General features: G+C 38.4%; 13 protein-coding genes. All 13 read right to left on the bottom strand.

The genetic code is table 11. The features are described from left to right. Nucleotides 1-4: 4 nt before the first annotated feature. Nucleotides 5-1,414: an ATP-dependent protease ATPase subunit HslU gene (gene hslU, locus C7J88_RS01145; RefSeq protein WP_095116374.1), complete on the bottom strand. Its 1,410-nt coding sequence runs from the start codon at nucleotides 1,412-1,414 to the stop codon at nucleotides 5-7. Between the two features lie 16 nt (nucleotides 1,415-1,430). Beyond that, entirely contained in the window at nucleotides 1,431-1,973 is a 543-nt protein-coding gene (hslV, locus tag C7J88_RS01140) for an ATP-dependent protease subunit HslV (protein WP_095116373.1), read from the bottom strand. Between the two features lie 3 nt (nucleotides 1,974-1,976). Continuing rightward, nucleotides 1,977-2,870, bottom strand: coding sequence for a tyrosine recombinase XerC (locus C7J88_RS01135; RefSeq protein WP_169712256.1), 894 nt, complete (start codon nucleotides 2,868-2,870; stop codon nucleotides 1,977-1,979). Between the two features lie 245 nt (nucleotides 2,871-3,115). Further along, the gene (trmFO, locus tag C7J88_RS01130) at nucleotides 3,116-4,423 is read right to left on the bottom strand and encodes an FADH(2)-oxidizing methylenetetrahydrofolate--tRNA-(uracil(54)-C(5))-methyltransferase TrmFO (RefSeq protein ID WP_095116369.1); all 1,308 of its coding nucleotides are present in this window, start codon (nucleotides 4,421-4,423) and stop codon (nucleotides 3,116-3,118) included. Between the two features lie 22 nt (nucleotides 4,424-4,445). Further along, the gene (gene topA, locus C7J88_RS01125) at nucleotides 4,446-6,515 is read right to left on the bottom strand and encodes a type I DNA topoisomerase (protein WP_095116367.1); all 2,070 of its coding nucleotides are present in this window, start codon (nucleotides 6,513-6,515) and stop codon (nucleotides 4,446-4,448) included. A gap of 102 nt (nucleotides 6,516-6,617) precedes the next feature. Then, entirely contained in the window at nucleotides 6,618-7,490 is an 873-nt protein-coding gene (gene dprA, locus C7J88_RS01120) for a DNA-processing protein DprA (protein WP_095116365.1), read from the bottom strand. Nucleotides 7,491-7,596: 106 nt separating this feature from the next. After that, nucleotides 7,597-8,505 carry a succinate--CoA ligase subunit alpha gene (gene sucD / locus C7J88_RS01115; protein WP_095116363.1) on the bottom strand — a complete coding sequence of 303 codons (909 nt, stop codon included), beginning with the start codon at nucleotides 8,503-8,505 and terminating at the stop codon, nucleotides 7,597-7,599. 21 nt (nucleotides 8,506-8,526) lie between these two features. Beyond that, on the bottom strand, nucleotides 8,527-9,693 hold the full coding sequence (sucC, locus tag C7J88_RS01110; RefSeq protein ID WP_095116361.1) for an ADP-forming succinate--CoA ligase subunit beta: 1,167 nt from the start codon (nucleotides 9,691-9,693) through the stop codon (nucleotides 8,527-8,529). 220 nt (nucleotides 9,694-9,913) lie between these two features. Further along, nucleotides 9,914-10,183 (bottom strand): hypothetical protein, encoded by a 270-nt coding sequence (locus C7J88_RS01105; RefSeq protein ID WP_095116359.1) that lies wholly within the window; start codon nucleotides 10,181-10,183, stop codon nucleotides 9,914-9,916. A gap of 85 nt (nucleotides 10,184-10,268) precedes the next feature. Next, nucleotides 10,269-10,934 carry a hypothetical protein gene (locus C7J88_RS10580; protein ID WP_095116357.1) on the bottom strand — a complete coding sequence of 222 codons (666 nt, stop codon included), beginning with the start codon at nucleotides 10,932-10,934 and terminating at the stop codon, nucleotides 10,269-10,271. Further along, on the bottom strand, nucleotides 10,931-11,314 hold the full coding sequence (locus C7J88_RS01095; protein ID WP_095116355.1) for a hypothetical protein: 384 nt from the start codon (nucleotides 11,312-11,314) through the stop codon (nucleotides 10,931-10,933). The genes C7J88_RS10580 and C7J88_RS01095 overlap by 4 nt, the downstream gene beginning before the upstream one ends. A gap of 127 nt (nucleotides 11,315-11,441) precedes the next feature. Further along, a complete protein-coding gene (locus tag C7J88_RS01090; protein WP_095116353.1) occupies nucleotides 11,442-12,227 on the bottom strand; it encodes a ribonuclease HII in 786 nt (261 codons plus the stop codon). Continuing rightward, on the bottom strand, nucleotides 12,214-13,095 hold the full coding sequence (gene ylqF, locus C7J88_RS01085; RefSeq protein WP_095116351.1) for a ribosome biogenesis GTPase YlqF: 882 nt from the start codon (nucleotides 13,093-13,095) through the stop codon (nucleotides 12,214-12,216). Before ylqF ends, C7J88_RS01090 begins: the two co-directional genes overlap by 14 nt. Nucleotides 13,096-13,217: the final 122 nt, after the last annotated feature.

Here is a 13,217-nt window from a genome sequence, read left to right as displayed (position 1 = left end):
CTTTTTATAATATAAATTCGCTAAGATCTTTATTCGTTGAAATTGTCTTCAATTTATCATCTACATATTGAGGTGTAATATCGACATGTGCATGTGGCATATTGGCCGCTTCAAATGATAAATCTTCAAGCATTTTTTCTAATATTGTATGCAAGCGTCTCGCACCAATGTTGTCCGTTTCTTGGTTCACATGGTACGCCATTTCAGCAAGACGTTGAATTGCTTCATCTGTGAAATTAACAGTAACCTCCTCCGTCTTCAGCAACAATTCGTATTGCTTAATGAGTGATAATTTCGGTTCTGTTAAAATCCTTACAAAATCATCTACCGTTAAGCTTTCTAATTCAACACGAATTGGAAAACGCCCTTGTAATTCTGGAATGAGATCACTCGGTTTTGATACGTGGAAAGCACCCGCACCAATGAATAGTACGTGTTCTGTACTTACCGTACCATATTTCGTTTTGACAACGCTACCTTCCAGAATAGGTAAGATATCTCTCTGAACACCTTGTCGTGACACGTCTTGTCCACCACCGTGACTGCTTGACGTTGCCACTTTATCAATCTCATCGATAAAAATAATTCCCATTTGTTCTGCTAGTTCAAGTGCTTCTTGGTTTGCAGTTTCATGGTCAATCATTTGATCTGCAAATTCATCCGTTAAAATTTTACGTGCTGTTTTTACAGGCACTTCTTTTTCAACCTTTTTCTTAGGCATGAGTTGATTCATCATTTCTTGCATTTGCTCATTTTGTTGCGTTCCTAACATACCGAGTGCACCGGGGTCTTGCTCAACCTTTACACGTACCTTTTCTTCTTCCAACTGACCAGCCAACAACTGTCGTCGAATTTCAGAACGTTTCGTTTTGATTTCCTCTGTTGGCGGCTCTTCCTCTTCTTCTTGCTGCTGACCGAAATTTGGAAGTGAACCACCAAACAATGATTCCAATGGATTGTTCATATTTTGTGCTGCTTTTTTCTTCATGCTGGGAACAAGTAACTTTACAAGCTTGTCATTCGCCTTTTCAGATGCTTCGTCTTGAACCGCTGCTTTCTTCTGGTCTTTAACGAGACGAACAGCAACATCTACAAGATCACGCACCATACTTTCAACATCACGACCAACATAGCCTACTTCTGTAAACTTTGTTGCTTCTACTTTGATAAATGGTGCGCCGACAATTTTAGCCATACGTCTTGCAATTTCAGTTTTACCCACACCTGTCGGCCCCATCATCAAAATATTTTTTGGGGCAATCTCTTGCTTTGTCTCATCATCTAATAAGCTGCGACGATATCTGTTACGCAATGCGATTGCAACCTTCTTCTTCGCTTCATCTTGTCCAACAATATACGTATTTAGTTCTGAGACAATATCTTTCGGCGTTAACTTAATACCGTTTGTATCCATCAAATAAAAACCTCCATTATAATTCTTCAACGATGATATGATCATTTGTAAATACACAAATCTCAGATGCAACTTTTAAACTTTCGTAAGCCATTTCACGTGCAGAAAGATGTGACGCATGTCGTTTTAACGCACGACCTGCACTGAGTGCAAAGTTACCACCTGAACCAATCGCAATCAGGTCGTCATCAGGTGCAATGACTTCTCCAGTCCCACTGACAACTAGTAGATTTGAGTCGTCCATTACGATTAACATCGCTTCTAATTGACGTAATTGTTTGTCGCCACGCCACTCTTTTGCAAGTTCTACTGCTGCTCTTTCAAGTTTGCCACTGTATTGTTGTAGTTTCATTTCGAATTTTTCAAACAATGTGAAAGCGTCTGCCACACTACCAGCAAACCCAGCGACAACTTTACCATTATAAAGCTTTCTCACCTTTTTAGCTGTATTTTTCATGATGACCTGTTGACCTAAAGTCACTTGACCATCACCAGCCATTGCAGCTTGTCCGTTATGTCTTACTGCGTAAATTGTTGTTGCATGAATTGATGAACTCATAAATCATTTCTCTCCTTTTGTTGCACGTGGATGTGCTTGTAAATAAACATGTCGTAGTTGTTGATTTGTTACATGTGTATACCGTCCTGTCGTCGACAAGTTCACATGCCCTAACAAGTTCTGTACAGTTCTTAGGTCAGCACCTGCATCTAATAAATGTGTAGCAAACGTATGGCGCAACTTATGTGGGTGAATTGACGTAACACCTGTTGTCCGTTTTACAATATCATTCAATAGATAGCGGATACCCCTTTCTGTAATGGGCTTCCCTTGCATATTCACGATGAGATAATCGTGTGTGGCGTGCTGTATCGGACCGAAAGAAGAAAAATAGTCAATGATACTTTGACGACAAAACTCTCCAAACGGTATGATGCGTTCTTTCTGTCCTTTCCCCATTACTTTGAGTAAAGACATTGATAAATCAACATTTGACTTTTTAAGCCCTACGAGCTCAGATACACGTATGCCTGTCGCATAAAGTAGCTCAAGAACAACGCGATCTCTCAAACCTTTTTTTGAATCTTGAATGACTGTTTGAAACAGCGCTTCCATTTCTTCCGCATAAAAAAATGATGGTAAGTAGCGTTCTTTCTTCGGGTGAACTAATTGTACAAATGGATTTGTGATATGCTCGTCTATCGTCATCCAATACGCATAGAAGCTGCGCAACGTTGAAATCTTACGTGAGACCGTTGTACGCTGCAACCCCATGTCATATAACAATTGTAAAAATCCCCTTGCCTCTTGGTAACTGAAGGATTGCAATGTGAGTTGCTCTTGTGCCAAGAAGCGATTAAATTGAACGATATCATCATGATATGCTTTTAAAGTATGTTCTGAGAATAGGCGCTCATATTTGAGCATATTAAGAAATTGTTGTTGGATTTGTTCCAATATAAAAACCCCTCCATCATTTGCATTGTAGCACAATGATAAGGGGTCCTGCATAGATAAACCATAAAATATTCACATTTATCTAAATTTTAGTATTTTTTAAGAGTAACGACACTATTAATTTTGAAATAGCTACGTTTATCCACTCCTAACAAGTGATTCAGAAGTGAAAATCTTGTTTCACTTCTGTCACTTTCTGACCTCTCTATGACTGCGCTTCATCTGTTATAAATTATCAGTTTCATTTAATTCAATGTCTTTTTAAAGCTATCAAGATAAGTCAATGCGCGATCTGCAAGTGCTTCATAACGTTCTTTCTTATCTTTAATTCGTTCAGGCAATGCTGGTACTAATCCAAAGTTTGCATTCATCGGCTGAAAGTTTTTGTTGTTCTCCGCATGAGAAATATAATAAGCCATACTACCTAACATCGTTTCTCTCGGGAAGATCACATCACCTTTACCTAACATACGGTGTGCCATATTAATACCCGCAATCATTCCACTTGCTGCACTCTCAACGTAGCCTTCAACACCTGTCATCTGACCAGCAAAGAATAAGTTTGGACGCGCCTTGAACTCATATGTTTCTGATAAGACTCCCGGTGAGTTGATGAAAGTATTTCGATGCATCACACCATAACGAACGATATCAACATTCTCGAGTCCAGGGATAAGTCGCAACACTTCTTTTTGTTCGCCCCACTTCAGACGTGTTTGAAATCCTACAATGTTATATAGTGTGCCTGCTGCGTCATCTTGTCGCAACTGTACCACTGCATACGGACGTTTTCCTGTCTTTGGATCTTCAAGTCCGACTGGTTTCATCGGTCCAAACAACAATGTTTTCGGTCCACGACTTGCCATTACTTCAAATGGCATACAACCTTCGAAATACTTTTCTTTTTCAAAGTCTTTCATCGGTGCTGCTTCCGCTGCCAATGTTGCTTCATAGAAACGTTCGAACTCTTCTTTTGTCATTGGACAGTTAAGGTAAGCTGCTTCTCCCTTGTCATAGCGAGACTTCAAGTACACTTTATCCATATCTATTGAATCTTTTTCGATAATTGGTGCTGCTGCATCATAGAAATATAATTGATCCGCGCCTGTCAATGAGACAATCTCTTCCGCAAGCCCTTCTGTTGTTAAAGGACCAGTCGCTATAATCGTAGGTCCTTCTGGAATTTGAGTAATCTCTTCATTTTTAACAGTTACATTCGGATGGTTTTTTAATGTATCTGTGATGTAGCCCGCAAAGTCATGGCGGTCAACCGCAAGTGCACCACCCGCTGGCACACGTGCCTTATCTGCTGCGACAATGATGAGTGAATCCAAGCGACGCATTTCTTCTTTTAAAACACCGACTGCATTTGTAAGTGCGTTCCCTCTTAAAGAGTTTGAACATACAAGTTCCGCAAATTTATCAGTATGATGCGCTGGTGTTTGCTTCACAGGACGCATCTCATATAAGTTCACTTTTACGCCACGTTGCGCAAGTTGATAGGCTGCTTCTGACCCTGCCAGTCCAGCTCCAATAATGTTGACTGTTGTCATTGAAATGCTCCTTTTCTCTACGTTATTTTACTGCTTCTTCTTTATAATCACAGTTCGAACAAACGACTTGCGTTGTGCGACCTTTTTTCTGTTCTACTAAATAGTGATTACATTTCGGACAATCACGCCCAACCGGTTTATCCCATGAAACAAAGTCACATTCTGGATAGTTTGAACAACCGTAGAACAGACGATTCTTCTTAGACTTACGTTCTACAACATCGCCGTCTTTACATGTTGGGCATTTCACACCGATTGGCTTAACTATTGCTTTCGTATTTCGACAATCCGGGAAATTTGAACAAGCCATGAATTTGCCATAACGTCCCATTTTAATCACCATCGGCGAACCACATTTCTCACAATCTTCGCCCGCTGGTTCATCTTTAATTTCAATCTTTTCCATCTCTGATTCAGCACGTGCAACATCTTGTTTGAAACTATTGTAAAAATCACCGACCACTTTTCGCCAAGCAATGTCGCCATCAGCAATTTTATCCAGCAATGTTTCCATGTTCACCGTGAAGTCGACATCAATAATTTCTGGGAAGTACTCTTTCACTTGTTCATGCACAATTTCACCAAGTTCAGTTGGTACGAAACGCTTGCTTTCACTTTTAACGTAGTTACGTTTTTGAATCGTATCAATCGTTGGTGCGTAAGTCGAAGGTCGTCCAATCTTCAACTCTTCTAAAGTTTTAACAAGTCGTGCTTCCGTATAACGTGGTGGTGGCTGCGTGAAGTGTTGCGCAGGATCAATATTCGTCGCAATCACTTCATTGCCTTCTTCTAATTTAGGAAGACGATTTTCTTTTTCTTTCGTCGCATCATCGTTGGCTTCCACATACAATGTCATAAAACCTTTAAACTTGATTGTTTGGCCATTTGCACGGAACTTGATATCACCTTGTTCTAAATCAACGGCAACCGTATCAAGAATAGCAGGTGCCATTTGACTTGCTACGAAGCGTTCCCAAATCAATTTGTACAAACGGAATTGATCACGTGTCAAATAGTTCTTTACGTCATCTGGTGTACGCAACGTGCTCGTTGGGCGAATCGCTTCATGGGCATCTTGGTCGCCTTGTTTCCCTTTGCTGACTGATTTAGAAATATATTCGTTTCCGTATTGATCTTCAATGTATGATTTTGCTTCAGCTTGAGCATCTTTAGAGATACGTGTTGAATCCGTTCTCATATACGTGATTAAACCGACTGTACCTCCACGTTTTAAGTCGATTCCTTCATACAACTGTTGTGCAATCATCATCGTTTTACGTGCTTTGAAGTTCAGTTTACGTGCAGCTTCTTGTTGCAAAGTAGATGTCGTAAACGGATTTGCTGGTTTACGAGTTCGTTCTTTTTTAGTTACCTTCGTTACTTCGAATCGATCACCATCTAACGCATTTGTAATCAACTTCACGTCATCTTGATTCGTTAGCTTAAATGGTTTCCCTTTATAATGAAGAAACTTAGCTGTAAATTTTGATTTTTGATATCGGAATGCCCCTTCAATCGTCCAGTACTCTTCTGGTTTGAAGTTTCTAATTTCATTTTCACGATCAATAACTAATCGAAGTGCCACTGATTGCACACGACCTGCTGACAAGCCCTTTTTCACTTTTTTCCATAATACTGGTGAAATGTTATAACCTACTAATCTATCTAAAATACGTCGTGCTTGTTGTGCATCAACGAGCTCCATTTCGATACCACGTGGGTTTTTGAAACTTGCCTTTACTGCGTCTTTTGTAATTTCGTTGAATACGACTCTATTATCTGTTTGATCTTGTAGTTCAAGTATATTTGCCAAATGCCATGCAATTGCCTCACCTTCGCGATCGGGGTCACTTGCAAGGAAAACTTTTTTTGCTTTCTTTGCATGTCGTTTCAATTCTTTTACGACAGGCCCTTTACCACGAATTGTAATATATTTAGGCTCATAGTTATCTTCTACGTCCACACCCATTTGACTGCGTGGTAAATCTCGCACATGTCCCATAGAAGCAATGACTTTATATTTTTTTCCTAAATATTTTTCGATTGTTTTAGCTTTTGCAGGCGATTCAACAATGACAAGATTCTCTGCCAATGGAGATCCCCCCTTGCAATTTCTGATTACAAATGTAAATGATAAACGCTCAATTTTGTTTTTGTCAATGTTTTATCATTATTTTGCAAGGCTTTTCCAAAATTACTGACAATAATCCTTCAAAATATCATTTTCTGACAAGACGACTTCTGCACCTTCTTGAATTCTCAATAAATTCCCCTTTGTAAATGGATTATACATATCACCGGGTAATACATACACATTGCGATTTTGTTCTAGTGCGTGATCTATCGTAATAAGCGCACCACTCCGCTCTTTCGCTTCAGTAATAAATACTCCTTTTGACAGACCGCTAATAAGTCGATTCCGTTCGGGAAAACGATAAGCCGCTGGTGGTACAAATGGCGGGTATTCACTAATTGTTAATTGTGCACGGTCCATATAGTTGCGTAAGTACTTCGTTTCTTTCGGATAATGATGTTGATGGCCAAATCCCAATACAGCAATTGTTGGACAACCGTATCGAATCGCTAATTGATGCGCACATGCATCTGCACCCTTTGCTAGCCCTGATACAATCTCTAATTGTGCTGATGCAAAATGTGGCATGATATCGTTTAATACTTTGTTCGTATAGTGAGTATGATTGCGAGAACCTACAATCGCAAGTGTTTGATTATATGTTAAAAGTTGAAGTTGTCCACGACAAAATAGGATAGTTGGGGGATCATAAATATGTTTTAAAAGCGTGGGATAATTGGCAGCATATAAACTGACGGTATGAATACATTCATCTTGTAAATGCTGCTCAATCAATTGTATATTCATGTGACGTAACTTATTGATTTTTCTTTGAATTCTTTTATCTTGATGTGATTCTAGTATTTCAATTAATGTCGATTGGTTGCCATTCACTCTCTCTATATTCGGGAAGAATTTGTGGATTTGCCGTGTAGAAAACCCACTATATACTAGTAGCAACAGTAATTGTTCAATCGTTAATTTATCTGTCATGTGTTACCTCCAATCATAAAATACAAAAAGGCAGGGCTTATCCGTTATGCAAAAGGATAAAACCCCACCCATATATTTATTACATGTGTACATGTATCAATATATCTTATTTTTTAACTGTTAAAAGTGATTCGTAAATACCAGCTTCTTTAGCAGCATCGATTAATGTTGCACCAATTTCAGATGGTGTTGCTGCTGTTTTAATACCACAGCTGTTTAAAGTTTTAATCTTCTCAGCTGCTGTTCCTTTACCACCTGAGATAATCGCACCAGCATGACCCATACGTTTTCCTGGAGGTGCTGTTTGTCCACCGATGAAGCCAACGACTGGTTTTGTCATGTTTGCCTTAACCCATTCTGCTGCTTCTTCTTCAGCAGTACCACCGATTTCACCAATCATCACAACCGCTTTTGTTTCTTCGTCGTTATTAAACGCTTCTAAAACATCGATGAAGTTTGTACCGTTAACTGGGTCACCACCGATACCAACTGCTGTTGATTGACCGATACCTTCTTCAGTTAATTGATGAACCGCTTCATAAGTCAATGTACCAGAACGAGATACAACGCCTACGTGGCCTTTTTTGTGGATATATCCAGGCATGATACCAATCTTTGTTTCATCAGAAGTAATAACACCTGGGCAGTTAGGTCCGATAAGACGTGTCTTCTTACCTTCTAAGTAGCGTTTTACTTTAACCATATCCACAACTGGAATATGTTCTGTAATACAGATCGCTAAGTCTAACTCAGCATCTGCACATTCTAAGATCGCATCTGCTGCGAATGGTGCAGGTACATAAATAACTGATACAGTTGCACCTGTTTCATTTTTAGCTTCTTCTACTGTATTGAATACTGGTACGCCTTCAACTACTTGTCCACCTTTACCTGGTGTAACACCTGCTACGATTTGCGTGCCATATTCTAACATTTGTTTAGTATGGAAAAGGGCAGTTGACCCTGTAATACCTTGTACGATAACTTTCGTATTCTTATCTACAAATACACTCATTTTAGTTGTCCCATCCTTTCCTTACGCTTCGTTTACAAGTTTAACGATTTTTTGTGCACCTTCAGCCATTGTGCTTGCAGGTTCGATCGCTAAGCCTGATTCTTCCAAGATTTGTTTACCTTGTGCTACGTTTGTACCTTCTAAACGCACAACTAATGGTAATGTAAGGTCTACTTCCTTAACAGCTGCTACAATACCTTCAGCGATGACATCACAGCGCATAATACCACCAAAGATGTTTACAAAAATACCTTTAACATTTTCATCACCTAAGATGATTTTGAATGCTTCAGTAACTTTTTCTTTTGTAGCACCGCCCCCTACGTCTAGGAAGTTTGCTGGCGTACCATTGAAATGGTTGATTGTATCCATTGTCGCCATTGCAAGACCTGCACCGTTTACCATACAACCGATGTTACCATCTAAAGCGATGTAAGAAAGGTCATATTTTGATGCTTCGATTTCTTTTGGATCTTCTTCTTCTAAGTCACGTAATTCTTGAATGTCTTTATGACGGAATAATGCATTGTCATCAAAGTTAATCTTAGAGTCTAATGCTAATACGTCTCCTTCACCTGTTAAAACAAGTGGGTTGATCTCAACGATTGAGCAGTCTTTTTCAATGAACACGTTATAAAGTGAAATTAAAAACTTAACTGCTTTGTTGACTGATTCTTTTGGAATATTGATGTTGAATGCGATACGACGTGCTTGGTATGGTGCAAGACCTACCACTGGATCGATTGTTTCTTTGAAGATCTTCTCTGGAGACTTCGCAGCAACTTCTTCGATCTCAGTTCCCCCTTCTTCAGACGCCATTAATGTTACGCGATCTGTTGCACGGTCGATAACAAAGCCGACATAGTATTCTTTCTTAATGTCCGCACCTTCTTCAATGTAAAGACGCTTCACTTCTTTACCTTCTGGGCCTGTTTGGTGTGTGACTAAAACTTTACCCAATAACTCATTCGCATAAGTTTCCACTTCTGATAAAGACTTAGCAATTTTAACACCGCCTGCTTTACCACGGCCCCCTGCATGGATTTGTGCTTTCACTACATAAACATCTGTGTCTAATTCTTTTGCCTTTTCAACAGCTTCTTCAGCCGAGAAAGCAACACGCCCCTCTGGTACTGCTACGCCCATTGAGCGAAAGATTGCTTTTCCTTGATACTCATGGATATTCATACTCCATCCTCCTGTTTCTTAAGGTTAAGTTCATATTCAATTATAAAAAATGTAAGCGCTATTGTAAACAGATTCATACTACTTTCATATGATTCATTTTTTGTATTCCAAATCATTCAAAACATAAATCTTCTCTATTACTATATCTCACATGACATCATGCAAATAAAAACAACACCTTGTTATGTTGTTCACAAAGGTGTTGTTCATAAGTCATGTATTATTTTTCAGTTTGGAATGTCACTTGTGTTTCTTCATCCATTGGGACACTTACAATTTTTTGATCGTCTTCGGCAGATTCTACGACAAAGTTATGCTCTTTCAATACACGAATAAGATCTAGTTGTGATAATTCTTCTACTGATACATCTAAGTTTTCTTCAATTTCATTTTTGATTTTTGCTAAAGTTGCTTCATCTTCAGTAATCTCAGCTTCTTTTTCTTCAAAATGTACTAAGACTGAATAAAGCTTTTGTAATGTTTCATCCATAAATTAACATATCCCTTTCTTTTTGGCATGTATATAATTAGTAAAACATAAATATAGCTTTTTGAAAACTATTTAACATAATAACTTACTCTAAAATCTCTATACGACCGTGATGATACTGCACTTTTTGCCCTTTTTTTACTTTTTCATAATCAGACTTAGGTAACACAATTAATCGATCTTGTTGGTTATCAGTTTTAATCGTCAATGTGTATAGTTTTTCACCCGGTTTTACTTGTTTTTTTAAAATGCGTTTCTGCGCATCTAACGACATCATTTTACCCTTTCGCTGTTTCTCTAAATCATCATTTGCTGTAATGATTTGATAAAAAAGCACATTATTATAGTAGCCTGTAATTTGATATTGTAAAAATGGCGCTAAATTGTCTTGATACGATGTTGGCACTGGCACAATAGGATGATATTTTGCTGGGAGTTCAACTTGTTTGTGCTGGGCTGTTACATTTCGTCCTTTTTGTTGTCCTGTACTTCGGTATTGCTGATTCCGTACTGCAGTTTGTCGAGTGGCGTTTTGTTGTGCACGTTGCATTGCTTGTCGACTTGCATTCAGTGATGATTGCCTTGCAGTGATGCTAGATCGAGATGCATTACTTGAAGACGAACTCGTACTCTGTGTCGTTGATGAACTGCTAGTACTTGAACTTGTCGCACTGTGTGCTTGCACTTGTATAGATGCGAGCGTTCCAAACACGAATAAGCAACTAACTATACCTATGAATCGCTTTTTCATCGATTACCACTCACTTCATTTTTATCTACTACTTCACCTTTTACACTGTCATCACCAAATGTCATGTAAGGAGGACGATATACGTGAATATCCTTACCGTCTTTGACAAAGAATGGTGTCGTCTCATCTTCAATAATATGTTCATATACATAATCTAAGTTTGTATAAATATGTTTCAGTTTCCCCTTTTCTTTGTATGCAATATCTACTTTCGGATAATCTTCGTCGCCATTGTTCAACACTTCATAATACACGAATTCATGTTTATGTTTCTGATATGCTTCATCACCTGGTGCGGAAACAGGCGCTTCTCTCCCACATGCACTTAATAAAATAATGCAAGCTATAAACAAAGTGCTAATTATTTCAGTTCTTTTCATTCTATCATCCTTCCATTTGAAAACGTTTTACTTCATTGTATCTTAAGACCATACATATTTTGAAATATAAAAAGATCTTCTCTCTCTGTGTTTGGATACAAAGAAAAAAGACCTTCTATAAATAATTTTATTGATATTTTGATTTGATGGGTTCAAAAGATAGTCGGTGAATTGGACAGACACCTTGAGTCGCTAAGCCGTCTAGATGTTTTGCTGTTCCATAACCTGCATTGTGTTCAAAATCATATCCGGGATACGTTTTAGCATATTCAACCATCATTTCATCCCGATAGACTTTTGCAATAATACTCGCTGCAGCAATAGAGACACTATTCGCATCTCCTTTTATAATATTTTGCTGGGGGGCATCCAGTTTCTCCAATGTCATGGCATCAATTAAATAATGCGTAGGTTGCACTGATAAGTCATTGATTGCACGATACATTGCTAACTTTGTTGCTTCATAAATATTCAATGTGTCAATTTCTTCTACACTCGCAACACCAATTCCCCATGATCGAACATTTTCTTTCAATGATTGATTTAATGCTTCACGCTTCATTGCATTCAACTGTTTGGAATCATTAATCCCAATATGTTGATGATTCGTCTCCAGAATAACAGCACTCGCTACAACTGGACCTGCCAAAGGTCCACGTCCCACTTCGTCGATACCACATATTAACGCTTCAGGTTGTTCGTCTAAAATAGCTTGTTCATAACGAGACATTTCCACATACTGTTCCAGCAATTGCGCTTGCTTCTCTAATTGTTTTCGACGAGAACGAAAGGCTGCTTGTACCCCTTTTCTTGTATCTTGAGCATCAGGATGGTGAGCTAACGCTTCGAGTGTTTGCATATTTTCAAGCAACTGTTTAATTTCTTGAATTGTTTTCTTTTTATTCGTCGTCATCTTGAATATCCTTCATTTCGTCGTGCAAATCAAAGCAATAAGCACCAATTTTTGCATTTCGGATATCATTGATAATCAATTCAATCACCGCTTCATAATCCACTTCATTTCCACGTTGTAAAAGACCACGTTTTCGTCCAATTGCATCAAACCATTCTAAGTTTTCTGCATCTCTCGGTACATCAACTTTATAATGCTTAATCAAACTGTCATAATCATGTTCAATCAAAAAGTTTAAGCCATATATCGCCACTTCATCTAAATGAACAATGCTATCTTTAATCGCACCTGTCAGACTGAGTTTTTTACCGATCAGTTGATCTTCAAACTTCGGCCATAAAATCCCCGGTGTATCTAACAATTGTAAAGACTTTCCAACCTTAATCCATTGCTGTTGCTTCGTCACACCCGGCTTATTTCCCGTTTGTGCAATAGAACGATTGGCTAACTTGTTAATTAATGTCGATTTGCCAACATTTGGAATCCCAACAATCATCGCACGAATTGCACGTGGTTTAAGCCCTTTTGCTTTTTCACGTGCAAACTTCTCTTTTGTTGCTTCAATTGCAGCCGCTTCAACTTGTTTCAAACCTTTGCCATGCTTTGCATCCACCGCAACTGAAAGGGCTCCTTTCTCCTTGAAAAAAGCAAACCATTTAGACATTTCACTTTCTTTAGCCATATCTTTTTTATTTAAAATCACAACACGTGGTTTTTGTTGAATCACTTCATCAATCATCGGATTACGTGAACTATACGGGATACGTGCATCTACCAATTCAAATACAACATCAACCTTTTTTAATTGTTCTGTGACTTCACGTCTTGCTTTCGCCATATGTCCAGGGAACCATTGTATTGTTGCCATCATTTTTCTTCCTTTCACTTTAAAAATTGCATCATTTATTTTTATCGTTTCATATTTAAATATTCAAGATAATCTTCTATTAACTACTCACATGAAGTAAATCTTAACATGATTACCATTCT

It is taken from the genome of Staphylococcus muscae, assembly GCF_003019275.1.
Lineage (GTDB): Bacteria > Bacillota > Bacilli > Staphylococcales > Staphylococcaceae > Staphylococcus > Staphylococcus muscae.
The sequence above is the reverse complement of the archived record's forward strand: the minus strand, read 5'-3'. Positions and strand labels throughout refer to the sequence as shown.